This window comes from Arthrobacter sp. ov407 (assembly GCF_900102895.1).
Taxonomy (GTDB): Bacteria; Actinomycetota; Actinomycetes; order Actinomycetales; family Micrococcaceae; genus Arthrobacter.
The window spans coordinates 196755-221792 of the sequence record NZ_FNGD01000002.1; the positions used below are offsets into that span (position 1 = coordinate 196755).

Consider the following 25038-nt stretch of genomic DNA (forward strand, 5'->3'; position numbering starts at 1 on the left):
CCTGTCCCACACTTCGGCCGCCATCTCTTAGGTGCCAACGATGTCACCCAGGAGATGGCGGCCGAGATCATTTAAACGCCGGCCGCGGTGTGCCGCGTTCGGTACTCAGCCCAGGCCTACGGCCTTGCCGAACAGGCTGAACCCCACAAACGCCACGGTGTCCAGGATGGCGTGCGCGATCACGAGCGGCATCACCCGTTTGGTCCGCGTGTAGAACAGGGCGAAGATGACGCCCATTACCGCGTTGCCGATGAACGGGCCGAACCCCTGGTACAGGTGGTAGCTGCCGCGGAGCAGGGCGCTGGCGATGATTGCCGCCGGCACGCTCCAGCCCAGTTTTCCGAGCCTGTCCAGCAGGTACGCCACCACAATTACTTCCTCGACCACCGCGTGCCGGATCGCGGACAGGACCAGTACCGGCACGGTCCACCAGTACGCGTCCAGGGCGCTGGGGATGATCGACGTCGTGATCCCCAGCGCCCGGCCAGCGGCGTAGAGCCCGAGGGATGGAATGCCGATGAGTGCGGCAAGCCCCAGCCCCTGCAGGAGGTCCTTGCCGGGCCGGGCGAAGTCGAAGCCGATCTTATGGAACGCCGAGGTTCCGCGCCCTCCGGCCGGCCAGTGTTCGGTGAGGAAGTAGATCACCAGGGCCACCGGGACCAGCGCGAAGAAGATGTCCAGCATCTGGTAGGTGAGGTCGAAGTATTCGCGCGGGCTCTGCGAACGGTTCAGCGTGGAGGTCCCCTGGGCCAGCGGCGCCGTGGTCATCTTGTCCAGCAGCTGCACCAGGGAGTAGACCGCGGATTGCCCCAGCGACAACCCCAGGACAATCAACATTTCGAACCGCAGCCGACGGCGGGAGGGAACCAACATGTTTCTATCTTGCCCGCAATTGCCGATAGTTTGCTGGTGCCCACGTGGTACCGGCCGTGCCGGCACGACGTGCTTTTTGGGAGCCCTATGCTTGGGGACTATGAGTGCGCCCCGGAAAATCATCATGATCCGGCACGGCCAGTCTGCCGCCAATGCCGATACCTCGATCTACAACCGTGTTCCGGACTACCGGATCCCGTTGACACCCCTGGGCCTGGAGCAGGCCATCGCGGCCGGGGACGAGGTCCGGCGCCAGCTGGACGGCCGCCCGGTGTGCGTCTACGTCTCCCCGTACCTGCGCGCCTACCAGACCCTCGAGGCGCTCAACCTCGGCCCGCTCGTGGAGCGGGTGATCGAGGAACCGCGCCTGCGCGAACAGGACTGGGCGAACTTTCAGATCGCCGGCGACATCGAGGACCAGAAGGAGCTCCGCAACGCCTACGGGCACTTCTTCTACCGCTTCCGCGAGGGCGAGTCCGGTTCCGATGTGTACGACAGGATTTCTTCCTTCATGGAAACCCTGCACCGCCACTGGTCAAGACCCAGCTATGCCCCGAACGCGTTGTTCGTGACGCACGGACTGACCATGCGGCTGTTCTGCATGCGCTGGTTCCACTGGTCGGTGGAATATTTCGAGTCCTTGAACAACCCCGAAAACGCCGAGGTCCGCACCCTGCTGCGCACAGCGCACGGCAAGTACGAGCTCGACAAGCCCTTCACGCAGTGGGAGAAGAGGCGGGTGGACGAGACCGTCCTGGACGCTCCGCCCATGATGTTCTAACCGGCTGCAGCCGGATCAGCGAGCCGCTTGGCTAAAGGACGGGCTGACTAACGGACCGCTTGCGCTACGCCGGCCCGCCACACCGCGTGCGTCAAGGGGATGCCGGGCCGGTAGGCCAGGTGCGTGGCGGAAGGCGCGTTGAGCAGGTGCAGGTCGGCGCGGTGTCCGACGGCGATCGAGCCCACCGCGCGTTCGCCGTCGAAGTCGTTCCCCGACTCCCGCCCCAGGGCCAGCGCGCCGCCGTAGGTCGCGGCGCGCACCGCCTCATGGACGCTGAGCCGCATCTGCAGCACGGCGGTGGTGACGCAGAACGCCATGGAGCTCGTGTAGGACGTGCCGGGGTTGCAGTTGGACGCCAGCGCCAGCTGCACGCCGGCGTCGAGCAGTTCCCGTCCGGGGGCCAGCGGCTGCCGGGTGGAGAGATCGCAGGCCGGCAGGCAGGTGGCGACCGTGCCCCGCGTGCCGCTACCGCTGGCGGCGTCCCAGCCGGACCAGCTGGTGGCGAGGGCGTCGACGTCCGAGGCCGAAAGGTAGTTCACGTGGTCCACGCTCGCGGCGCCGAATTCCACGGCCAGCCGGACACCGGGACCCTCGCCGAGCTGGTTGCCGTGGACGCGCAGGCCCAGCCCGGCGTCCTTGCAGGCCTGCAGCACCCGGCGGGACTGGTCCTCATTGAAGGCGCCCTGCTCGCAAAAGACGTCGGCCCAGCGGACATAGGGCCGGACTGCGGTGAGCATCGGCCCGCAGACCAGCTCCGTGTATTCCTCCGCGTCCGTCCCGGCGGGCACGAGGTGCGCGCCCAGGTAGGTGACCTCGTCCGCCACGGTGGAGGCGATGCGGGCGCTGCGGGCCTCGTTCTCGAGGTCCAGGCCGTAGCCCGTCTTGGTCTCCAGGTAGGTGGTGCCCTGCGCGACAGCTTCCGCGACCCGGCCCATCGCCAGCCGGGTGAGGTCGAAGTCGCTCGTGCTCCGGGTGGCGCCGGTGGTCACGGCGATGCCGCCGGCGCTGTAGCTCTGGCCTGCCATCCGGGCCTCGAACTCGGCCGTGCGGTCCCCCGCGAAGATCAGGTGGGTGTGCGAATCGACCCAGCCCGGCAGGAGCGCCCGGCCGCCGGCGTCCACTCTTTCATCAGCGGCCGGGGCGTCAGCAGCGGGGCCGAGCCAGGAAATCCGCTCCCCCTCGATCACCACGGCCGCGTCGCGGAGGACGCGGTGTTCCGCGTCTTGGGTCATCAGTTCGGCGATATTGGTGATCAGGGTGCTCATGGAACCATTCTTCAGCGCCGGATGGACCAGCGGGTCGCGGCCAGCGCCTCCGCTGTCCGGGATGCCGGACTAGCGTCCCGCGTCGGGGGCACAGCCGAGGCGGCGGCGGACCCCTGACCGGCCAGGATCAGCCCGGCGGCCAGTTCCGCGATGCCGGATGAGGTCTGGAATCCGTAGCCGCCCTGGCCGGCGAGCCAGAAGAATCCCGTGGCCTCGGCGTCGAACCCCATCACGGGGACGCCGTCGGCCGCCTCCGTCCGCAGCCCCGTCCAGGCCGTGCGGACGCCCCGGATCCCGAGCGTCGTGATTGCGTTGAGCCGGGCGATGAGCCGTTCGATGTCGCCGGGATAGGGTCGGGCGTCCTCGGGGCCGCTGGGCACGTGCTCCGCGGGCGAGATCAGGACCTGGCCGTTGTCGGGCCGGAAGTAGAAGCTGTCATCGGCCGCCGCCACCATCGGGCAGGCTTCCGGGAGGGGATTCTCGACGTCGACGATCGCCGCGGTGCGCCGGTACGGCTGCAGGCCCAGCTTCTCGACGCCGCTGAGGACGGCGAGCTCGTCCGCCCAGGCGCCGGCGGCATTGACCACGACGGCGGACTGGAAGCCTTCCTGCCCGGCGCCCAGTTCCCAGCCGGTGCCGAGGCGCTGGGCCGAATGGACCCTGGCGCCGGTGATGATGTCCACGCCGCCGGCCTCGGCACGGCGCCGGTGGTCCTCGAGCAGCACGGGGGCGTTGCAGGCGAAGGATCCGGTGTCCAGGCCGGCGGCGCTGAACGAGTCCGGGACAAGGGCCGGGCACAGCTCCAGTGCCTCGGCGTGGCTGATCCGGTGCATGTGGCCGCTGGCCTCCGCCCGGACGGTGGCGTCGTCCCCGATCAGCATGAAGCTGCGCGGCGTGAGCACAGGTTCCGGGCGTTCGGCGTCCTGGGCGGCGATGAGGTCCAGCGTCCGCACGGTGAGTTCCTGGACCACGGGCGGCCCGTAGCTGGGAATCAGTTGCCGGGCCGAGCGGGCCGAGGTGTGGTAGGCCAGGGTCTGCTCGGCTTCGATCAGGGCCACGCTGCATCGTCCGGCCAGGGTGGAGGCAATGGACAGGCCGGCGATACCGCCGCCGACAATTACGACATCGTAATGAGCTGACATGGTCCCATCCTTGCAGATTGCCGCATCAGGCCGCGCCGAGACCTGCGCCCGGGCGAGCGGCGCCGCGGAAAGCGGCGCTTCTGGAGCGGATCATGCCAGACTCGGCGCAGGATCGTTCCAGGATCGCTAGCGTGCCATATTCATGTTGTGCACCACTGGACATGCCCCTTTCTAGTCCGCACCGCTGGACATGTCCCCTCGTGGCCGCGTGCCGGCCCGCGACATGCCCTTCCCTGGTCCGCACTACTGGACATGTCCCTCGTTGCGGTGGGCCGGCCCGGGACATGCCCTTCGTTGGTCGTGGCCGTTGGACATAGTGGCATTATGTCCAGTCCTAGCTGCCGGAGCTGGGCATGTCCCGCGGACAAGCCCAGCCGGGATGAACGAGCAAGGCCGGGGCAGGCCGGATCCCTGGGCTAAGGCCGGGCCTGTGGGGCCCGGCCTCAGCGATCAGACCGCCTAGGCCGCTGCCACCGCCGCGCGGCTTCGCACGAACGCCTGGACGCAGGCCTCGACGTCGTCGGCGCTGTGCGCGGCGGAGAGCTGGACGCGGATCCGTGCGGCGCCCTTGGGCACCACCGGGTAGCTGAACGCCGTGACAAAGACGCCGTTGTGGAGCATGGCGTCGGCCACCTTGGCCGCCATGACGGCGTCGCCGAACATCACCGGGACAATGGCGTGCTCGCCGGGGAGCAGGTCGAAGCCTTCCTCGCTCATGCGGTTCCGGAAGAGTTCCGCGTTCGCGAAGAGTTTGCCGCGCAGTTCGCCGGAGTTCTCCACGAGGTCCAGGGCCTTGAGCGTGGCCGCGACGATCGCAGGGGCCAGCGAGTTGGAGAACAGGTACGGGCGGGCCTTCTGGCGGAGCATCGCCACGACCTCGCCGCGGCCCGAGACGTAGCCGCCGGACGCGCCGCCGAGGGCCTTGCCGAACGTGCCGGTGTAGATGTCCACGCGGTCCGAGACGCCGGCGTGTTCCGGCGTGCCGGCACCGGTGGCGCCCATGAAGCCCACCGCGTGGGAATCGTCCACCATGACCAGGGCGTCGTACTTGTCGGCGAGGTCGCAGATCGCTTCGAGCGGGGCCAGGAAGCCGTCCATCGAGAAGACGCCGTCCGTGACGATGATCTTGCGGCGCGCCGGGTTTTCCTGGGTGGTGGCCGCGATCAGCTTCGCCTCGAGGTCTGCCATGTCCTGGTTGGCGTAGCGGAAGCGCTGGGCCTTGCAGAGCCGGATGCCGTCAATGATGGAGGCGTGGTTCAGGGCGTCGGAGATGACGGCGTCTTCCGGGCCGAAGAGGGATTCGAACACGCCGCCGTTGGCGTCGAAGCAGCTGGAGAACAGGATGGTGTCCTCGGTGCCGAGGAACGCCGAGACGCGCTGTTCCAGTGCCAGATGCAGGTCCTGGGTGCCGCAGATGAAGCGCACGCTAGCCATGCCGAAGCCGCGCTCGTCCATCGCGGTCTTCGCCGCGGCGATGATGTCCGGGTGGTCGGCGAGGCCGAGGTAGTTGTTGGCGCAGAAGTTCAGCACGTCGGCACCGGACTCGCCGATCTGCCCGGCCTTGATGCGGTTGGCCTGCGGCGAGTCGATGTGCCGCTCGGTCTTGAACAGACCGGCGCTGCGGATCTCATCGAGTTCGTGCTGCAGCTGGTCCTTGATGGCTGAATACATGGGTTGGCTCCTCAGCTGGTTGGATGCGGGGGCAAAATGCGGTGTCTGGCAGGGCGGTGTGAAACGGGTCCTCGAAAGAGGCTGGTCTAGAAGACGGTCCAGTCGAGGACCACCTTGCCGCCGACGCCGGCGCGGGCCACCTCGAAGCCCTTTTCCCAGTCGGTGGCCGGCAACGTGTCCGTGACCACGGCCGAGATGTTCGCGTGCAGGACCGGGTTGGAGGAGAGCATGGCGCTCATCGCGTACCAGGTCTCGAACATTTCGCGACCGTAGATGCCCTTCATGGTCAGCATGTGCGTGACCACCTTGCCCCAGTTGATGTCGATGGACTGGCTGGGCAGTCCCAGCATCGCGATCCGGCCGCCGTGGTTCATGTTGTCGATCATCTCAGGCAGCGCGGTGGGGTGTCCCGACATTTCCATGCCGATGTCGAAGCCTTCGCGCATGCCGAGTTCGCGCTGGGCGTCTTTGACGCGCATCTTCGAGACGTCGATTGCAAGATCGACGCCGAGCTGGCGGGCCAGTGCCAGCCGGGGCGCGGAGACGTCGGTGATCGCGATCTTGCGGGCGCCCGCGTGCCGGGCGACGGCGATCGCCATCAGGCCGATGGGTCCGGCCCCGGTGATCAGGACGTCCTCACCGACCAGCGGGAAGCTCAGGGCGGTGTGGACTGCGTTGCCGAAGGGGTCGAAGATGGCGCCGAGTTCCGGGGTGACGGAGGGGTCCTGGTGGACCCAGACGTTGGTCTCGGGGATCACCACGTACTCGGCGAAGGCGCCGTCACGCTGGACGCCGACGCTGACGGTGTTGATGCACATCTGCCGGCGGCCGGCGCGGCAGTTGCGGCAGATGCCGCAGACGATGTGGCCTTCGCCGGAGACTCGGTCCCCCACCTTGACGTCCAGGACGTCCTCGCCGGTCTCCACGACCTCGCCGTAGAACTCGTGGCCGGCGATCAGGGGGGCGTTGATGATGCCCTGCGCCCAGGCGTCCCAGGCCTGGATGTGCAGGTCGGTGCCGCAGATGCCGGTGGTCATGACGCGGATCTTGACGTCGCCGGGGCCGGTTTCCGGCTCGGGACGGTCAACGAGCTCGAACCCTGCGTGGGCGCCGGCCTTGTAGAGAGCCTTCATGGGCCTTCCTAACTGTGCTTTTTGGTTTCTCGCTCCGCGCGTTCTATTCCGCCGTGCGGCACGGGCGTGTGGGACAACTCACCCCATTAGACCCATCAAGAAGCATTAGCACAACCGAATTTTTCTCAATCGACGAATTAGGAAATGCTGTTGCATAGAATGGCTGGCATGGAAATCCACCAACTGGAGATGCTGCGCGAACTCGGGGCCTTGGGCAGCGTCAAGGCCGTCGCCGAAACCCTCCTCGTGACGCCGTCGGCCGTGTCCCAGCAACTGGCCGCGCTGCAGAGGACCGTTGAGGTGCCGCTGACCCGCAAGGAGGGCCGGAACCTGGTGCTCACGGAGGCCGGCCAGGTCCTGGCGGACGCCGGAGCCGCGGTGGTCAGCGCGATGGCGGATGCGAAGATGGCGATCGGCGCCTACCACGGCTCGCCGGTGGCGCCGGTGACCCTCAGCGGTTTCCACAGTGCCGGGCAGGCGCTGTTCGCGCCGCTGGCCCGGCTCCTGGACGGCCCCGGCCAACCCCGGATCCTGCTCTCCGACGAGGACGTCGCCCAGCAGGATTTCCCGGCCCTGACGGCCCGCTATGACCTGGTCCTGGCGCACCGGATGGATCACAGCCCGCGCTGGCCCGAGGAACGCGTCGCGGTGATTCCGCTCGCGCACGAGCCGCTGGACGTGGCGCTGCCGGCCGGGCACCGGCTGGCCGGCCAGCGGGCGGTGACGGCCGACGACGTCGTGGGCGAACCGTGGGTGACGAGCCGCGCGGGCTACTCCCCCGCGGACGTGCTTTCCGCCGTCGCGGCGGTCTCCAGCCGTGAGCTGAACATTGTGCACCGCATCAACGACTACTCGACCGTGGCGGCGCTCGTGGCGGCCGGCGGCGTGATCGGCCTGCTGCCGCGGCACACCGCGCGGCCGGTGTTGAACCCGGACATTGTCCTGCGGCCGCTGGAGGGCATCAGCACCCGGCGCCGGATTGACCTCCTGGCCAGGCCGGAGAACCTTAAACGCACATCGGTCATGATGGTCTGCGAAGCGCTGCAGACCATCATGACCGATTTAGTGGGCGGCTAGGGGCTAGCCTTCGACGCCGAGGCGCTGGAGGATCAGCTCCTTGACGCGGCCGGCGTCGGCCTGCCCGCGGGTGGCCTTCATGACGCCGCCGACGATCGCGCCGATCGCCTGGAGCTTGCCGGCGCGGATCTTGTCCGCGACGTCGGGCTGCGCGGCGAGGGCCGCGTCGATCGCTTCCAAGAGGGGTGCGTCGTCGGAGACCACGGCGAGGCCGCGCTTCTCGACGATTTCCGCCGGGGTGCCCTCGCCGGCGAGCACGCCGTCCAGGACCTCGGAGGCCATCTTGTTGTTGATCTTGCCGTCCTCCACCATCTGGTTCAGTTCCACGATGGTGGCCGGTGCGACGCCGAGCTGGCCGGGATCGACGTCGGCGGTCTTGGCGCGTCCGACGATCTCGCCCATCCACCACTTGCGAGCCACGGTGGCCGTGGCGCCGGCGGCGATGGTTTCCTCAATCTCGTCCATGACGCCGGCGTTGACGACGTCGCGGAACTCCAGGTCCGAGTAGCCCCAGTCGGCCTGCAGCCGCTTGCGGCGGGCGGCCGGCGGCTCGGGCAGGGTGGCCCGGAGTTCCTCGACCCATTCGCGGGACGCGGTGATCGGGACCAGGTCAGGTTCCGGGAAGTAGCGGTAGTCGTCGGCGTCGGACTTGGCCCGGCCCGACGTCGTGGTCCGCGTGTCCTCGTGCCAGTGGCGGGTTTCCTGGGTGACCGGCTCGCCGGAGTCCAGGACGGCGGCGTGCCGCTGGATCTCGTAGCGGACGGCGTGTTCGACGGCGCGCAGCGAGTTGACGTTCTTGGTTTCCGAGCGGATGCCGAAGCGTTCGCGGCCGTGCGGGCGCAGCGAGACGTTGGCGTCGCAGCGGACGTTGCCGCGTTCCATCTTGGCGTCCGAGACCCCGAGGTTCTTGACGATTTCGCGGACGGCGGCCACGTAGGCCTTGGCGAGCTCGGGTGCGCGGCTGCCGGCGCCTTCGATCGGCTTGGTGACGATCTCGACCAGCGGCACACCGGAGCGGTTGTAGTCCACCAGGGAGTAGTCCGCGCCCTGGATGCGGCCTGTGGCGCCGCCCATGTGGGTCAGCTTGCCGGCGTCCTCTTCCATGTGCGCGCGTTCGATCTCAACGCGGAACACGGTGCCGTCGGAGAGCTCGACGTCCAGGTAGCCGTCGTACGCGATGGGCTCGTCGTACTGGGAGGTCTGGAAGTTCTTCGGGGTGTCCGGGTAGAAGTAGTTCTTCCGGGCGAAGCGGCACCTCTCGGCGATCTTGCAGTTCAGCGCCAGGCCGATCTTGATCGAGGACTCGATCGCGGTTTTGTTCACCACCGGCAGCACGCCGGGCATGCCGAGGTCCACCTCGTTGACGTTGGTGTTCGGCTCGTCGCCGAAGACGTTCGGCGCGGAGGAGAACATCTTGGTCTTGGTGTTGAGCTCCACGTGGACCTCGAAGCCCAGGACGGGATCGTATTTCTCCATCGCCTCTTCGAAGCTGAGGGTTGCGTCAGTCATTAGTGTGAACCTCCGTGGCTCGCGGGGGCGCCAGCAACCGCCGGTGCGGAATCGGTCAGTGACGGAGCCGTCAGTGAAGGGGCACGGTCCAGCAGCGGTCCGCCCCACTGCGCCTCGAGCAGGGATTCCAGGACCGCGCCGACGCGGTAGAGCCGGGCGTCCTGGCGGGCCGGGGCCAGCAGCTGGATGCCCACCGGCAGCCCGTCCTCGTCGGCGAGGCCGCCGGGCAGGGAGAGCCCGGGAACACCTGCCATGTTGGCGGGGATCGTTGCGACGTCGTTGAGGTACATCGCCAGCGGGTCGTTGAGCTTCTCGCCGAGCTTGAAGGCCGTGGTGGGGGCCGTCGGGGAGATGAGGACGTCGGCCTTGGCGAAGGCTGCGTCGAAGTCGCGCTGGATCAGGGTGCGCACCTTCTGGGCCGAGCCGTAGTAGGCGTCGTAGTAGCCGGCGCTCAGGGCGTAGGTGCCCAGGATGATGCGGCGTTTGACTTCATCGCCGAAGCCCGCGGCGCGGGTGGCGCCCATGACCCGTTCGATCGTCATCGGTCCCTGTTCGGGCAGGACCCGCAGGCCGTACCGGACGCCGTCGAACTTGGCCAGGTTGGAGGACGCCTCGGAGGGCATGATCAGGTAGTAGGCGCCCAGTGCGTACTTGAAGTTGGGGCAGGACACCTCGACGATTTCGGCACCGGCGCCCTTGAGAAGCTCAAGGGACTCGTTGAAGCGGTTCTCGACGCCGGCTTGGTAGCCCTCGCCGTGGAGCTCCTTGATGATGCCGATCTTCATGCCCTCGACGTTGCCGGTCCGGGCGGCAGCGACGAGGTCCTCCATCGGGTCCGGGAGCGAGGTGGAATCGCGCGGGTCGTGGCCGCCGATCACCTGGTGCAGCAGGGCCGAGTCCAGCACGGTGCGGGAGACCGGGCCGATCTGGTCCAGCGAGGACGCCATGGCGATGGCGCCGTAGCGGGAGACGCCGCCGTAGGTGGGCTTGACGCCGACCGTGCCGGTGACGGCGCCGGGCTGACGGATGGAGCCGCCGGTGTCCGTGCCGAGGGCCAGCGGGGCTTCGAAGGCCGCGACGGCAGCAGCGGAGCCACCGCCGGAGCCACCGGGGATGCGGTCCAGATCCCAGGGGTTGTGGGTGGGGCCGAACGCGGAGTGCTCGGTGGAGGAGCCCATCGCAAATTCGTCCAGGTTGGTCTTGCCCAGGATCGGCATCTTCGCGGCGCGCAGGCGCTCGACGACGGTGGCGTCGTAGGGGCTGTGCCAGCCTTCGAGGATCTTCGAGCCGGCCGTCGTGGGCTGGCCGATCGTGACGATGAGGTCCTTGACCGCGATCGGCACGCCCGCGAGGACGTGGAGCTCTTCGGCGGCAGCACCGCCGGCAGCGCGGATCGCGTCCACTTCGGCGGCGACGGCGAGCGCTTCGTCGGCGTTGACGTGAAGGAAGGCGTGGACCTTGCCGTCGACGGCGGCGATGCGGTCCAGGTACGCCTGGGTGACCTCGACGGCGGTGATCTCACGGGCTGCCAGCTTCTCGGCGAGCGCTGCGGCGGTGAGGCGGATCAGTTCGTTGTTCTCAGTCATGGTCTTAGTCCTCATCCAGGATTGCCGGGACCTTGAAGCGGCCTTCGTACGCGTCGGGGGCGCCGTTGAGGGACTGCTCGGCCGTGAACGTGTGGCCCACGACGTCCTCGCGGAATACGTTGGTCAGCGGAATCGGGTGGGACGTGGCCGGGACGTCGTCACCGGCGGCTTCACTGACGGACTTCACTGATTCCACGATGACGGCGAGTTCGCCGGCCATCCTGTCCAGCTCTTCAGCACTCATCTCGATGTGCGCGAGTTGCGCGAGATGCGCGACGTCGTCGCGGTTGATCGCAGCCATGGATCTCCCCTGCAAGTTCGGATTATTTTCCGTCCCAGTCTACGTGGGTTGAACTGCTGTTACCGTCCGACGCCGAGAAGGACGGCGACAAACAACGCGGGGTCACTTGCGGCCCATCCGGAGGTCCGGAACGGGCCGTAAGTGACCCCGCGTTGCTTGGTGCTGGTGGGGGTTGTTAGCCGATGCCGATGGCTCCTGTGAGGACTCCTACTCCGAGCATGACCAGGGAGATCACGGCCGTGCGCCAGAGGACCTTTTTGTGGTGGTCACCGAGGTCCACCTTGGCGAGGGAGACCAGTAGCAGGATGGCCGGGACCAGGGGGCTCTGCAGGTGGAAGGGCTGGCCGGTGATGGAGGCGCGGGCCATATCGGCGGCGCTGACGCCGTAGTGGGCTGCCGTCTCGCTGAGGACCGGTAGGACACCGAAGTAGAAGGCGTCGTTGCTCATGAAGAACGTCATCGGGATGCTCAGGACGCCGGTGATGATGGCCATGAACGGCCCCATGTCCGTCGGGATGATCTGGACGAGCCATTCCGACATTGCCTTGACCATGCCCGTGCCGTTGAGGACACCGGTGAGGACTGAGGCCGCCATGACCATGCTGACGACGGCGACGATCGAGGGTGCGTGGGCGATCAGCTGGGCGCCCTGGTCCTTCACGTTGGGGAAGTTGACCAGCAGGGCGACGGCGGAACCCACCATGAACACGAACGGAAGCGGAATGACGTTGGCAACGAGCGTCACCATGACTGCAACCGTCAGGCCGAGGTTGAACCAGAACAGCTTGGGACGCAGGGTCTTGCGGTTGGGGTCCAGCGCGGTGTCCGCCATGGCGGTGTCGCGGTCGTCAACGAGGACTTCGGTGCGATCCAGGACGGCGACGGAGGATCCGCCGGTTGACGGGCTTCCGACTGCGCCGGCAGTGCCGGAGACCCGGGGGCCGGTACCTTTGCGGCCGAAGCCGAAGCGGCCGGTTCCGGTGCCGCCGTCGGGCATCCCGGCGTCACCGGTGCCCCAGATTTCCGGGGCGACGGCGTGGAGGCGGTTGCGTTCCTGCAGGCCGAGCAGCCAGGAGAAGACCAGGACCACAATGAGGCCTGCGATGAGGGACGGGACCATGGGCACGAAGACGTCGTTGACGTCGAGCTTCAGCGCGGTTGCGGCGCGGGCGGTGGGGCCGCCCCAGGGCAGGATGTTCATGGTGCCGTTGGCGAGGCCGGCCACGCAGGTCAGCACGACGGGGCTCATTTTGAGCCGCAGGTAGACCGGCAGCATCGCCGCGGTGGTGAGGATGAAGGTGGTGGAGCCGTCGCCGTCGAGCGAAACAGCTGCTGCGAGGATGGCCGTGCCGAGGACCACTTTGGCGGGATCGTTGCCGAGCTTGCGCAGAATGAACCGGACCAGGGGGTCAAAGAGCCCGACGTCGATCATCAGGCCGAAGTAGATGATTGCGAACATCAGCAGCGCGGCCGTGGAGGTCATGGACTTCATGGAGTCCAGCACCATCGGGCCGATGCCCAGGCCCGCGCCGGCGAAAAGCCCGAAGACTGTGGGGACGATGATGAGCGCCAATACGGGCGTCAACTTCTTCGTCATGATCAGCACCATGAATACCGCGATCATGGCGAATCCTAGTAATACCAGCACGGCCGGCTCCTTCTTCGTTGAATGACACCACTCCGATGTGATGCGCACTACAGACGTTAGAGTGGCGCCCGTCACGACTGGGCCTTTGGCTCAATTGATTGGCATACTGCTTATTGGATGCATTTTGCGCATTTTGCTCACGTCCGCACAAACCCCTGGCAGGAGCCCGATGAAGCGCCGCACAGCAATGCCGGCCCTGCGCTTTTCGACCCAGACACTGTTGCTACAGCTCGGCGTCGTGGCGTTGGTGGTGCTGCTGAGCAGCGCCGTCCACGCCTGGCTGACCTACGACCGGCTGGGCCGGGAGGCCGAGAATCAGGCGCTAACCCTGGCCCGGACTGTTGCCTCGGACCCGTCCGTGCAGGCAGACGTCCAGTCCATCAGCGCCCTTCCCGCCGCTCCCCCGGCGGCCGAGCTGTTGGCCGGTCCGTTGATGGCTGCCGCGGAGAGTGCCCGGACCCGCACCGGGGCGCTGTTCGTGGTCATTACGGACGAGACCGGTATCCGGCTGGCACACCCGGACGCGGAACGGCTGGGCGAAAAAGTCAGCACGGACCCCTCGGAGGCACTCGCCGGCAGGGAGGTCACCACGCGCAACACGGGCACGCTGGGCCCGTCCGCCGGCGCCAAGGTCCCGGTGTACGCCCCGGGCTCGGGAGCGGTGGTGGGTGAGGTGAGCGTGGGGTACTCCACCGAAACGATCAGCCAGAGCCTGGCACGGGACATCATCCCCATCGCCGCCACGGCCGCCGGCGCGCTGCTGGCAGGCGTGCTGGCTTCCTTCCTGCTGCGGCGGCGGCTCCAGCGGCTGACACTCGGGCTGGAGCCCGAAGAGATCAGTACCCTGGTGCACGACCAGGTGGCCGTGTTGCAGGGCGTCGACGACGGCGTGATCGGCGTTGCGGCCGACGGCAGGGTCAGTGTTTTCAACGCCGCCGCCCAACGGCTGCTCGGCGTTCCCGACCTCGCGGGCAGCGCCTGGGCAAACGCGCCGGTGCCGGAGCAGCTGAAGGCCTTGACCCGGGCCGACGCGCCGGAGGGCGACGCGGTGGAACTCGTGGCCGGCGGCCGGGTCCTGGTGGCGAGCGCCCGCAAGGCCCTGCATGGCCGCGAGGACCTGGGCTGGGTGGTGACGCTGCGGGACCGGACCGAACTGCAGCAGCTGACCCGCCAGCTCGACGCCGTCGGCACCATGTCCGCGGCCTTGCGGGCGCAGCGCCACGAATTCGCCAACCAGCTGCACACGATCGCCGGCTTCATGAGCATCGGCCAGCCCCAGCAGGCCCAGGACTATCTCGCCAAACTGGCGGGAACCGGGCCGCTGGCGTTCCCAGTGGACCAGGCCGAGCTGCTCCAGGACCCTTACCTGCAGGCCTTCCTGGGCGCAAAGGGCGTCGAGGCGGACGAGCGCGGCGTAAGCCTGCGCCTCGGCCCGGAGTCCGTGGTCCGCGGCCACGTCACCGAACCCCAGGACGTCACCACCGTGCTAGGGAACCTGATCGACAACGCAGTCAACGCCGCCGTCGCCGGTTCTGCGGCTGAGCGCTGGGTGGAAGTGGAAGTGCTGGACGAACCGGGTATCAAGGGAGGAGCCGGCACACTTCACATTGTGGTCGCGGATTCCGGCGACGGCCTGGGCGCAGGAATGACAGCCGCGGAGGCCGAGTCGGTTTTCGCGGAAGGCTATACAACCTCGGATCGGCCGGCCCGGGCGGGCGCCGGGCAGGGCCTGGGGCTGGCATTGTCCCGCCAGCTCGCGCGCCGCCGCGGCGGAGACGTGCGGTTGCTCGAAGCAGGCTCCCCGGGCGGGCCGGGCGCCGTGTTCGTCGCCACCCTGCCGGGAACCACCGAATCCGGGCCAACGCTGCCGGGAACTGAACCGGGAACTACTGAACCAGCCACTGAACCGGGGCCCACTAAAGCGGACGGAGAGGACAACGATGTCTGAGGATTTCAGGGTGCTGATTGTCGACGATGATTTTCACGTCGCCAAGCTGCATGCCGCCTACGTGGATTCGGTGGCCGGGTTCCTGGCGCTGCCGCCCGCCGGCTCGGCGTCCCAGGCGCTGCAGGCCATCCACAGCCTGCGCCCGGACCTGGTGCTGCTTGACGTCTACCTCCCGGACGCTTCGGGCCTGGACCTGCTGCACCAGCTGGACGTCGACACGGTGGTCCTCAGCGCGGCCTCGGACACGGCCTCGCTGCGCCTCGCGTTCCGTCGCGGGGCGCTGGGATACCTGCTCAAGCCCTTCACGGCCGAATCCCTCTCGCAGCAGCTGCGCTCCTATGCGCGCTACCGCCGGATCCTGGCGCAGCCGGGCTCTGTCAGCCAGGAGACGGTGGAACGCGCCAAGCGCGCCCTGATCCCGGGCGACGTCGTCGCCTCGGCGCGTCCACGCTCTGCCACCGAGGCCGCGGTGCTGGAATCCCTGGTTCCCGGCGAGCAGTATTCGGCCGCCGACGTCGCCGCCCGTGTAGGCGTGTCCCGGGCCACCGCCCAACGGTACCTGTCCGCGCTGGCGGACGACGGCGCCGTCGACATCCAGCTGCGCTACGGCACCACCGGGCGGCCCGAGCACCGCTACGGGATCCCCGCCGGAACCGGCCACTAGAAACGCAGGGCGCTTGGGGGTTGCGGGGTCACTGCGGCGCGCCGGCGGCGCCGTCGGGACGCTTCTGTGCCGCCGCCTGTTCCGCTTCCACGGCCCGGTGGATGTTGCCGTGGATCATGTCCGCCCCGATGCGCTCGATCACGCCGTCGCGCTCCAGGACCGCCCGAACCGCGGGCTTGAGCCGGGTCAGGCGCAGGTTGACGTCCGACTCGCGGGCGAGGATCACGATGTCCGCCATCTTTGCGGCCCCCTGGGAGTCGACGAAGTTGATCCCGCCGCAGTCGAGCACAATCCCTGTGAGCCCCGGCGTTGACTGGATGACTTCGCGCAGGCGGTCCTCCAGTGCGTCGGCGGTGGCGAAGAAGAGGCCGCCGTCGAACCGGATCACGGCAATGCCGGGAACGACCTCGTCGCCGGGGTGCTCGTCGGCATCACGGAAGACCTGGGTGCCCGGTTCGCGGCCGAGGGACGGCATCTGCGGGTGGGTAGCCACCCGGACGAGCCAGAGGATCGAGAACCCGATCCCGATCACGACGCCCGCGAGCACGCCGAACATGAGGGTGCCGATGATCGCTGCGATCGCAATCCAAAAGTCGAACCTCTGCACCCGGGCAAGCCGCCGCAGCTCAGGTACGTTCATCATGCCCATGACGACGGCCTCGATGATCAGCGCCGCCAGCACGGGCTTGGGCAGGATCGAGAACAGCGGCGCCAGGAACAGCAGCGTGAGCAAAACTGTGACCCCCGAAGTGAGGGAGGCAAGGCCGGTCTTCGCCCCGGAGTGGTCGTTCAGCGAGCTCGCTGACAGACTCGTCGAGACGGGCATCCCCTTGAAGAGTCCCGCGGCGATGTTGGCCATCGACTGGGCTATCGATTCCTGGTTGATGTCGATCTGGTAGCGGTGCTTGGCAGCGAAGGCCCTCGCATCCCCGGCGGTCTGGGAGAAGCCGATCAGGACCAGCGCCACCGCCGCGAGGGCCACGGTGCCCACGTGGTCCCACATCAGCTGGCCGTCCGGGACCTGAAGCGAGGGCAGGCCGCTGGGTACGTCGCCCACCAGGGCCACCCCTTTGGCCCCGAGACCGAACAGCGCCTCAGCCAGCAATCCGCCCACCACCAGGACCAGGGCACCGGGGACTTGAGGAGCGATGGCTTTCAGCCCGAAGACGACGGCCAGCGCGATGGCCCCCACCACCACAGTGGTCGGCTGCGCCTCGCTCAGGGTGCCCAGCCAGGACCACAGTTCCTGGATTGGGTTGGAACCGGTGACCTCGGTCCCGGTGAGTTTGGGGAGCTCCCCGATGACGACGTCGATCGCCGCGCCGAAAAGGAAGCCGGTGACCACGGCCTTCGAGAGGAATTGCGCAATCCAGCCCATCTTGAAGACGGCAAGTATCAGGAACAGGATCCCGGAGGCAAGGGTGATTCCGGCAACGAACGAGGCGACATCCTGCTCGCCGGTGATGCCTGCCGCGCTCACGGCACTCGCGGCCACCGCCGCCAGACCCGAGCTCGGCCCCATCGAGATCTGCCGGCAAGTGCCGAAGATCGCGTAGACGATGGCGCCGGCAGCGGCGGCATACAGGCCGTTCTGCAGTGGTATCCCGGCGATTCCTGCGTAGCCCAGGTTCTTCGGAACGATCAGGGCCGCGACGGTGACGCCGGCGATCAAATCGCCCCGCAGCCACCCACGGTCGTAGGAGCGGAACTGGCCGATGAGGGGGACCCTGGTAGGCCCCTGCCCGTGCGCCTTGGTCATGCGCTCTTCATACTCCAAGTCCGGCGGTTCCGCCAGAGACCTGGCGCCCCCACACCGGCCAGAGCAGGGGTTGCCTTGTGTCGGCCGCCCGGCGCGGGGCCACTGCCCCGGCTAGAGCTCCTGGCGGTAAACCAGCAGTTTGATATCGGTGCCCGGCACCAGCCAGTCGCGCTCCGGCGCCCGCAGGAAGCCGGTCTTCTGATACAGGCCGTGGGCACTTTCCCAGCTCTCACCCGTGGTGAGGGCCACGGCGTGGATTCCGGGCAGGGACTTGGCGTGGTCGATGATGGCCTGGACCATGGCCTTGCCGGCGCCGCTGCGCTGCACGGAAGGGTCCACCACGAGCATGCGGAACTCGAGCTCGTCGCTTTGGGCGATGTCCGCGTAGGGCTCGCCCTCGACCGCCAGCGTCACCGAGCCGAGGACCCGGCCGTCCCGTTCCGCAACCCAAACCGTCGCGTCCGCAGCACGCTGCCCGACGTTCTGGATCTGCCGCATGTACGGGTGGTCGGCGCTCTCAAAGTAGCCAGCCGCCAGGTAGGCGTCCCGGGTGATGCGCGCTATGGCGTCGTAGTCGGCCGGGACGGCGGGGCGAATGAGGATCTGCGAAGGCACCTGTCAATGGTACGGGCGGTTGGCCCGGGCCTGGGCCGGAAGGGCCGTTTCCGTGACTGAACTATCACTCTGAACTCTCCCCATGGCCTATCACCCAGGCCGGCGGCCGGCCTGGGAACGACTATTAGAGGGGGAACTTGCCGGAGAGTTCCAGTGGCCCGGCGCACGTCCAGGCGGCCAGGCGCTCGTCGTCGGAGGGGCCTCCGGCCAGGGGGCTGGTGAGCCGCGGTCGCCGCACCCAGCAGCCTGCCTCCTCGGCGATCAGGGCCCCGGCGGCGAAGTCGTGTTCGTTGAGCCCGCGCTCGCCGTAGGCGTCGTGGGTGCCGTCCGCCACCAGGCACAAATCCAGCGCCGCCGAGCCGAGCCGACGCATGTCGGCGAAGCCGTCCATCAGGCCGCCGAGGCCTGTGGCCTGTTCCGCCCGGACGTCGGAATCGTAGCTGAAGCCGGTGGCCAGGATCTGCCCGGTCCGTCCGGGGACCGGGCCGAAGAGGGCGGTCAGCCGGCCCTCTTCCTGGAGCCAGGCCCCCTCGCCGCGGGACGCATAGTAGGTGCGCCCCAGCGCCGGGGCGCTGACGACGCCGGCCAGCCAGACGCCGTCGGCGTCCGCCACCGCCACGGAAGTGGCGTAGTAAAAGATGTTGCGGATGAAATTGGTGGTGCCATCGAGCGGGTCGATGGACCAGCGGTAGCCGCTGGGCTCCGCCGGCAGGACGGTGCCGCCCTCCTCCCCCGTGATGATGTCCCGGGGCCGGGCGGCGGTGATGACTTCCCGGACGGCGGCTTCGGCGGCGAGGTCGAAGGCCGTCACCCAGTCTCCTGAGTCGCCCTTGTTGCTGACATCCAGGTCGGCGATGTTACGGCTGGCCAGGACGGCGGCCCCCGCCGCCGCGGCGGACTTGGCCAGTTCCAGCAACGCGGGAATGCCGGCCGCGGGCTCGGGAGGGACGCCGGGGTGGGCGCTCATTCGGCCGGCCCGTTCGCCAGCAGCGCCCGGAAACCGTCCTCATCCAGGACCGGGAGGCCAAGCTGTTCGGCTTTGTCCAGTTTGGTACCGGCGTTCTCGCCCGCCACCACGTAGCTGGTGTTTTTCGAGACCGAACCGGCCGCCTTGCCGCCGCGGATCAGGATGGCTTCCTTGGCCTCATCGCGGCTGAAGCCCTCGAGGCTTCCGGTCACCACGATGGTCAGCCCTTCCAGGGTCCTGGGCGTGGATTCGTCGCGTTCGTCCGCCATCCGGACGCCGGCGGCCGCCCAGCGGTCCACGATGTCGCGGTGCCAGTCCTCGGTGAACCATTCCGTCAGCGCCTGGGCGATGACCGGGCCCACGCCGTCGACGTTGGCGAGCTCCTCCTCGGAGGCCCCCCGGATCGCGTCCATGCTGCCGAACGCGGTAGCGAGGGCGCGCGAGGCCCGCGGACCGACGTGCCGGATGGACAAGGCCACGAGGACCCGCCACAGCGGCTGGGACTTCGCCTTCTCCAGTTCCCGGAAGAGCTTGTCCGTGGTGGCCGTGGGCTTGGACGGGGTCTTGGTGGTGGCCTTGGTGTAGAAGTAGGGCACCAGCTCGACTTCCCCCGTCCCCACGCCCTTGGAGCGCTTCTCCCGGCGGACGCGGACGTCAGCGAGCTGCTCCGGAGTGAGGTCGAACAGTGTCGCCTCGGTGGTCAGCGGCGGCGTGGCGGGCTCGGCGGGCTGGGTCAGTGCGATAGCGGCTTCCCAGCCGAGGGCCTCGATGTCGAAGGCGCCGCGGCCGGCGAGGTGGAAGACACGTTCGCGCAGCTGAGCCGGGCAGGACCGGGAGTTGGGGCAGCGGATGTCCACGTCCCCTTCCTTCCCGGGGGCCAACGGCGTGCCGCAGGCGGGGCATTCGGTAGGCATGATGAAGTCGCGAACGGGCGGGTCCTGCTGGTCCCGCAGCGCCAGCACGGGGCCCACAATTTCCGGAATGACGTCCCCGGCCTTGCGCAACACCACGATGTCGCCGATCTTCACACCCTTGGCGATCACCACTTCCTGGTTGTGCAGGGTGGCCATTTCCACGGTGGAGCCGGCAACCTTGACCGGTTCCATCACGCCGTACGGCGTGACCCGGCCGGTGCGGCCGACGTTGACGGCGATGTCGAGCAGCTTGGTGTGGACCTCTTCGGGCGGGTACTTGTAGGCCACTGCCCAGCGCGGCACCCGGGTGGTGTAGCCCAGGGCCCGCTGTGTTGCGAAGTCGTCCACCTTGATCACAATGCCGTCGATCTCGTGGGTGAGGCTATGCCGCTTGTCGCCGTAGCGTTTGATGAACGCCAGCACGTCCGCCAGCCCGGACAGGACCTCGAAGTACGGGCTCGTGGGCAGTCCCCATTCGGCGAGCTTGCGGTAGGTGTCCGACTGGCTGGCAGGCTCGAGTCCCTCGCGGGCGCCGATGCCGTGGACGTACATCCGCAGCGGACGCTTGGCGGTTTCGGCCGGGTCCTTCTGCCGCAGCGAGCCTGCGGCAGCGTTGCGCGGGTTGGCCAGCGGCGCCTTGCCGGCCTCGATCAGGGCTTCGTTGAATTCAGCGAAGGCCTGGGACGGGATGAAGACTTCGCCGCGGACTTCCATCTCGGCCGGGAAACCGGTGCCGCTGAGCTGCTGCGGGATTTCCTTGATGGTCAGGACGTTGTGCGTGATGTCTTCGCCGGTCGTGCCGTCGCCGCGGGTGGCGGCCCGGACCAGCGCCCCGTCGCGGTAGAGCAGGTTGACGGCCAGGCCGTCGATCTTCAGTTCGGTGAGCCACGACGGCGGGTTGCCACCATTGCCGAGCTTGGCGACGCCTGCCTCGGCCTTCACCATCCAGGCCTCAAGCTCCTCGAGCGAGAAGACATCCTCCAGGCTGTACATGCGCTGCAGGTGTTGGACGGCGGTAAACGCCGCCGACACCTCGCCGCCGACTTCCTGCGTGGGCGAATCGTTGGCCACCAGTTCCGGATGCATGGCTTCTAGCGTTTCCAGCCGCCGGTAGAGCTCGTCGAACTCGGCGTCGGAGATGGTCGGCGCGTCCTCCTGGTAGTACGCAAAGCGGTGTTTGCGGACCTCTTCGACAAGGTTCTCGTACTCGGCGCGGATGTCTCCCGACGGGACCTGCTCCCCCTCGGGAGGTTGAGGATCCGTGGCGTGCCCGGGGGCTTCTTCGGCTGATATTTCAGTCCCTGCTGCGGTCTCTGCTGCGGTCTTCCCTGTGCTCACAGACCTATCCTGCCCTAGATCCACGACATTGTCCGGTCCAGGGTCCGGTCGCGGGGCCGCTCAGGCGGGCGCATCCTCGCTTGCAGTCCGGGCGTCGACCACGATCGCCGTGATGTTGTCCCGGCCGCCACTGCGCAACGCCGCCTGGATCAGTTCGTCAACGGCCGCCTGGGGGTCTGCCTCGGCCGCAAGGATGCCGGCAATCTGCTCATCGCCCAGTTCCCCGTTGAGACCGTCGGAGCAGACCAGGATCCTGTCGCCGTCCTCAAGGGGAAGCAGCCAGTAATCGGCATCGGAGTCGTCTCCCGTTCCCAGGGCCCTCGTCACAACGTGCCTGCGCGGATACACGGCGGCCTCGGCTTCGGTGATCTGGCCGGTATCGAGGAGCTCCTGCACCTCGGAATGGTCCACGCTGATCTGGGCGAGCTGGCCGTGGCTGTAGCGGTAAGTGCGTGAATCACCGATGTTGAGGACAAGCCAGTACGGAACGTCCAGCTGTTCCACCACCACGACGCCGGACAGTGTGGTTCCGGCGCGGGATCCGGTGGCGTGACGGATGCCGGCGTCAGCCATCAGCAGGTACTCCTGGAGGATGTCCGCCGTCGCGTCCCGGCTGCCGGTCTTGAACTGTGGCAGCTCGGCCAGGGTGCGCACGCAGATGCCGCTGGCAACTTCGCCCGCCTCATGCCCGCCCATGCCGTCCGCCACGGCGAAGACGGGGTCGGCAGCAATGAAGGAATCCTCGTTCGCCTCGCGGCGCAGTCCCCGGTCCGTGCCGTACCCGCAGCGCAGGCGCGGTCCCCGTTTCCCGTCCGACGGCGGGAGGGGGGCGTCTGGCGATTGGTTCATGGCGGTCCTCAATAAAGTGGTGCGCGGCTGCAGTGGTGCGCGAGGGTTCACGGCGGTCACAAACCCAGCCGGATCGCAACTGCCGGTCCGACTATTGCATATGCGCCGCGCACTGAGAAGCCCGCCACGGGCTACCGCCGGGCTTATCCTGATCTGCCGCTTAGTCCAGGATCAGACCCCGGCCGCTGCCGGGCTGTAGCTGTACCGGGTGGATTTCACCGAACCCGCGGACGTCCTCGGCCGGGCGGGGCATCAGGACGAAGCGTTCGTCCTGCTCCAGCGCGGCCGCGGTCATCGAATCCACCAGCACGGTTCCGGGGTCGGCGAGGGCTGTCAGGCGGGCGGCGAGGTTGACGGTGGGTCCGTAGATGTCGCCGAGGCGGGAGAGGATGCGGCCCCAGACCATGGCCACGCGGGCCTGTGGCAGGATCTCGTCCTCGGTGAAGGCGCGGGACAGGGCCAGGGAGATTTCGGCGCCGGCCGCGGGGGTCTCGGCAATGTAGAGGACTTCGTCGCCGACGGTCTTGACCAGCCGGCCGCCGCCGACGGAGATGATTTCGGCGCATTTGTTCTCGAAGCGCTGCACCAGCTGGGCGAGGGTTTTTTCGTTCATCCGGCGGGACAGGCTGGTGTAGGACACGAGGTCGGCGAAGCCGACGGCCCGGGCCAACGGCAGTGGCGAATCGTCCTCGTCGCCTTCGCGGCCCTCTTCGCTGGACTGCAGTCCGGCCTCGGCCCGGACGGCCAGGCGCTGGACGCCGGCGTTGAGCTGCCGGCGCCAGGAATAGACGAGCATTTCCTCGAGGGCGTCAATGAGGTTCGGCAGTTCGCTGACGAGCCGCTTCCGCGCGACGGAGTCCGGCACCCCCTGTTCCTGGACCATGTCCTCCACCAGGGCCTCGATCTGCCACACCACCATCCGGTCGGTCATCTGGCCGATGGCCCGGGTGATGGAGATGGCGGCTTCCTCGGTGAGCTTGCCGTCACGCACCAGGTCCACGATGGTGGACAGGGCGGACTGGTCGCGCTCGGTGAAGGCGACATCCTCGTCCCCGAGGTTGGGAAAGCCGAGGGCGCGCCAGAGTTTCCGGGCAGAGAGCAGCGAGAGTCCGGCGCCGGCGGCGACTTCACGGCGCCTGAGCTTGCGTTCACCGCCCAGCAGCCGGGCTTCGAGGGCCTTGGCGGCGAGCCGTTCGGCGGACATCGTTCCAGTTGGCGGGGCGGCAGGTTCGGGTTCGGATTGGGGTTCGGCGGGTTCGAAACCGGGTTCGAATCCTGGTTCGAATTCGGCGGCCGCCTCGATGGGCGCACCGGCTTCCGTGTCGAAGGCGGTCCCGGTGTCGCTGTCGGCAGCAGCCGGGCCGGCGACGTCCTCGGGTTCCCGGGGCAAATCCGGGGCAGCGAGGTCGATGTCCTGGTGGACGTTCTCAGCGTTCATCTCTTCCACCTTCTCTCGTCTCCCACGGCCGGGCCTCGCCTGGGTTGTCGGTCATGCCATCGGCCCCGAACACCTCGCCCTGGGGCAGTTCGCCGATGGCATCCAGCATGAAGTTACGGAATGTCGCGACCTCCGGGACATCGGGAACCACCATTCCAGCGGGGTACCCGGTCTCCAAGGATATATTCCCGGAGCGCAATAGGCGCTGCAACAACGATTGCTCAATGGCCACATGGCGGACCGCGGCGAGAGTAACCTGTTCATCGCGCCGCCGTAACATGCCGTATCGGGTAACTAAGCGCTGGCTGGTCAGGATGTAGCGGGTGGCGTGCCATGCAATGACCCGCGGGAGGCAATAGGCCAGCAGCACCCAGGCCGCCAACGCCAGGCAGACCGCGACCAGCCAGGGCGTCCATTCCTTCGGGATGAGGGGCATGAGCCGCGCCGGGCCGCCCTTGAGAACCCAGGCGCAGGCGTAGGCTGCCAACGCCGGAACAACAATGAAGATCAGCGCCGGGACAATGAGCATCCTGGGCTGGGGCCGGGTCACCACAATCACTTGCTCTCCCGGCTGGAGCACTCTACGCATAACCGCTTTCTGCTCGGCCGTCGCCCTGGGCGCCGGTCCCGGCCGGGTTCCACGGCCTCAAGTGCACGACGTCGCCGGCGGTCACCACATGTTCATGCCCCGCGGCGTCGACCACCAGGAGCGAACCATATTCGTCCAGACGCGTGGCGTGGCCGATGATCTCGTGGTCGCCGGGGAGCTGGGCACGGACCTGCTTGCCGAGGGTCGACAGCAGGTGTTCGACCCTCTTGTGCAGCGACGGGCCGCCGGCCATGCCGGCGGTGGGGTCGCCGTCGGCGTTGCAGAAACTCCGGTAGAGGGTGGCGAAGCGGGACAGATAGCTCTTCAGGAGTTCCGTCCGGTCCACGGTATCCGCGTTCTCCAGCAAGACGGACGTGGCGGTGGGGACCGGGAGTTCGGGCTCGGTCAGCGTGACGTTCAGGCCGGTGCCGAGAATGACGGGCGGCGTGCCGGCGCCGCCGAGCGGACCAAGCTGGGCCAGGATGCCTGCGATCTTCCGGCCCCGCACCAGGACGTCGTTGGGCCATTTGAGTTCCGCCGGAAGGCCAGCCGTTTCCGTCAGGGTCTCACGCAGGGCGAGGGCGGCCAGGAGGGAGAGCCAAGAGAAGCTGTGGGTCGGCAGCGGCCGGCCGGCCGCGTTGACCGGCCGGAGCACGAGCGAGACGGAGACGGAGCTGCGGGCCGGCGCCTCCCACCGGCGGTCCAGCCGGCCGCGTGCGGCGCTTTGATACTCGGCGGTCAGCACCGACAGATCCGGCCAGGCGCCGGGATCCTCGGTCACACCGCGGAGGAGGTCGGCATTCGTGGAGCCGGTGGACTCGACCACCGTCAGGCGCGGAATTCCGTTGGCGGACAGAAACGCCTCATCGCTGAGGGCACTCAGGTCCAGCGGCGGACGGTCCGGGGTTTCCTGCACGGCTTCCATGCTTGAATCCTACCGAGGAAAGCACACCGAGGCTCCCGCCCTGTTG

21 protein-coding genes are annotated in these 25038 nt (G+C 68.1%); 4 read left to right on the plus strand and 17 right to left on the minus strand.

Annotation, left to right across the window (positions count from 1 at the left end):
• Nucleotides 1–105: 105 nt before the first annotated feature.
• The gene (locus BLS42_RS03695; RefSeq protein WP_090576618.1) at nucleotides 106–873 is read right to left on the minus strand and encodes a CPBP family intramembrane glutamic endopeptidase; all 768 of its coding nucleotides are present in this window, start codon (nucleotides 871–873) and stop codon (nucleotides 106–108) included.
• 100 nt (nucleotides 874–973) lie between these two features.
• Here BLS42_RS03695 and BLS42_RS03700 point away from each other — a divergent pair, with 100 nt between their 5' ends.
• Nucleotides 974–1654, plus strand: a complete 681-nt coding sequence (locus tag BLS42_RS03700) for a histidine phosphatase family protein (RefSeq protein WP_256336222.1) — start codon at nucleotides 974–976, stop codon at nucleotides 1652–1654.
• A gap of 47 nt (nucleotides 1655–1701) precedes the next feature.
• Here the strand turns inward: BLS42_RS03700 and hutI are convergent, their stop codons facing one another.
• The 4 genes from hutI to tdh form a co-directional block, all read right to left on the minus strand.
• Entirely contained in the window at nucleotides 1702–2919 is a 1218-nt protein-coding gene (hutI, locus tag BLS42_RS03705; protein WP_090576623.1) for an imidazolonepropionase, read from the minus strand.
• An 11-nt stretch (nucleotides 2920–2930) separates the two neighbouring features.
• Nucleotides 2931–4061: an NAD(P)/FAD-dependent oxidoreductase gene (locus BLS42_RS03710; RefSeq protein WP_090576626.1), complete on the minus strand. Its 1131-nt coding sequence runs from the start codon at nucleotides 4059–4061 to the stop codon at nucleotides 2931–2933.
• Between the two features lie 459 nt (nucleotides 4062–4520).
• Complete coding sequence (locus BLS42_RS03715) at nucleotides 4521–5732, minus strand: glycine C-acetyltransferase (protein ID WP_090576629.1); 1212 nt, start codon at nucleotides 5730–5732, stop codon at nucleotides 4521–4523.
• Nucleotides 5733–5818: 86 nt separating this feature from the next.
• The gene (tdh, locus tag BLS42_RS03720) at nucleotides 5819–6865 is read right to left on the minus strand and encodes an L-threonine 3-dehydrogenase (RefSeq protein ID WP_090576632.1); all 1047 of its coding nucleotides are present in this window, start codon (nucleotides 6863–6865) and stop codon (nucleotides 5819–5821) included.
• Nucleotides 6866–7033: 168 nt separating this feature from the next.
• Between tdh and BLS42_RS03725 the strand changes: the two genes are divergently transcribed.
• Nucleotides 7034–7942, plus strand: coding sequence for a LysR family transcriptional regulator (locus tag BLS42_RS03725; RefSeq protein ID WP_090576635.1), 909 nt, complete (start codon nucleotides 7034–7036; stop codon nucleotides 7940–7942).
• Nucleotides 7943–7945: 3 nt separating this feature from the next.
• On the opposite strand, the gene gatB is transcribed toward BLS42_RS03725, so the two are convergent.
• The 4 genes from gatB to BLS42_RS03745 form a co-directional block, all read right to left on the minus strand.
• Nucleotides 7946–9451, minus strand: a complete 1506-nt coding sequence (gene gatB, locus BLS42_RS03730; protein ID WP_090576638.1) for an Asp-tRNA(Asn)/Glu-tRNA(Gln) amidotransferase subunit GatB — start codon at nucleotides 9449–9451, stop codon at nucleotides 7946–7948.
• Complete coding sequence (gatA, locus tag BLS42_RS03735; RefSeq protein WP_090576641.1) at nucleotides 9451–11037, minus strand: Asp-tRNA(Asn)/Glu-tRNA(Gln) amidotransferase subunit GatA; 1587 nt, start codon at nucleotides 11035–11037, stop codon at nucleotides 9451–9453. The genes gatB and gatA overlap by 1 nt, the downstream gene beginning before the upstream one ends.
• A gap of 4 nt (nucleotides 11038–11041) precedes the next feature.
• A complete protein-coding gene (gene gatC / locus BLS42_RS03740) occupies nucleotides 11042–11338 on the minus strand; it encodes an Asp-tRNA(Asn)/Glu-tRNA(Gln) amidotransferase subunit GatC (RefSeq protein ID WP_090576644.1) in 297 nt (98 codons plus the stop codon).
• A 175-nt stretch (nucleotides 11339–11513) separates the two neighbouring features.
• Nucleotides 11514–12986: a CitMHS family transporter gene (locus BLS42_RS03745; protein ID WP_090576648.1), complete on the minus strand. Its 1473-nt coding sequence runs from the start codon at nucleotides 12984–12986 to the stop codon at nucleotides 11514–11516.
• A gap of 169 nt (nucleotides 12987–13155) precedes the next feature.
• Between BLS42_RS03745 and BLS42_RS03750 the strand changes: the two genes are divergently transcribed.
• A complete protein-coding gene (locus tag BLS42_RS03750) occupies nucleotides 13156–14934 on the plus strand; it encodes a sensor histidine kinase (protein ID WP_090576651.1) in 1779 nt (592 codons plus the stop codon).
• Nucleotides 14927–15598 carry a response regulator gene (locus BLS42_RS03755; RefSeq protein ID WP_090576654.1) on the plus strand — a complete coding sequence of 224 codons (672 nt, stop codon included), beginning with the start codon at nucleotides 14927–14929 and terminating at the stop codon, nucleotides 15596–15598. The genes BLS42_RS03750 and BLS42_RS03755 overlap by 8 nt, the downstream gene beginning before the upstream one ends.
• A gap of 28 nt (nucleotides 15599–15626) precedes the next feature.
• On the opposite strand, the gene BLS42_RS03760 is transcribed toward BLS42_RS03755, so the two are convergent.
• From BLS42_RS03760 to BLS42_RS03795, 8 genes are all read right to left on the minus strand, one after another.
• On the minus strand, nucleotides 15627–17357 hold the full coding sequence (locus tag BLS42_RS03760; protein ID WP_090576656.1) for a SulP family inorganic anion transporter: 1731 nt from the start codon (nucleotides 17355–17357) through the stop codon (nucleotides 15627–15629).
• A gap of 111 nt (nucleotides 17358–17468) precedes the next feature.
• Nucleotides 17469–17972: a GNAT family N-acetyltransferase gene (locus BLS42_RS03765; protein WP_090576659.1), complete on the minus strand. Its 504-nt coding sequence runs from the start codon at nucleotides 17970–17972 to the stop codon at nucleotides 17469–17471.
• Between the two features lie 124 nt (nucleotides 17973–18096).
• A complete protein-coding gene (locus BLS42_RS03770; RefSeq protein ID WP_090576662.1) occupies nucleotides 18097–18939 on the minus strand; it encodes an inositol monophosphatase family protein in 843 nt (280 codons plus the stop codon).
• Complete coding sequence (ligA, locus tag BLS42_RS03775; protein ID WP_090576665.1) at nucleotides 18936–21191, minus strand: NAD-dependent DNA ligase LigA; 2256 nt, start codon at nucleotides 21189–21191, stop codon at nucleotides 18936–18938. Before ligA ends, BLS42_RS03770 begins: the two co-directional genes overlap by 4 nt.
• A 60-nt stretch (nucleotides 21192–21251) precedes the next feature.
• Nucleotides 21252–22040: a PP2C family protein-serine/threonine phosphatase gene (locus BLS42_RS03780; RefSeq protein WP_090576667.1), complete on the minus strand. Its 789-nt coding sequence runs from the start codon at nucleotides 22038–22040 to the stop codon at nucleotides 21252–21254.
• A 160-nt stretch (nucleotides 22041–22200) separates the two neighbouring features.
• Complete coding sequence (locus tag BLS42_RS03785; protein WP_090576670.1) at nucleotides 22201–23478, minus strand: adenylate/guanylate cyclase domain-containing protein; 1278 nt, start codon at nucleotides 23476–23478, stop codon at nucleotides 22201–22203.
• Nucleotides 23468–24067 (minus strand): PH domain-containing protein, encoded by a 600-nt coding sequence (locus BLS42_RS03790; protein ID WP_090576672.1) that lies wholly within the window; start codon nucleotides 24065–24067, stop codon nucleotides 23468–23470. Before BLS42_RS03790 ends, BLS42_RS03785 begins: the two co-directional genes overlap by 11 nt.
• Nucleotides 24060–24992: a biotin--[acetyl-CoA-carboxylase] ligase gene (locus tag BLS42_RS03795; RefSeq protein WP_090576675.1), complete on the minus strand. Its 933-nt coding sequence runs from the start codon at nucleotides 24990–24992 to the stop codon at nucleotides 24060–24062. The genes BLS42_RS03790 and BLS42_RS03795 overlap by 8 nt, the downstream gene beginning before the upstream one ends.
• Nucleotides 24993–25038 lie beyond the last annotated feature (46 nt).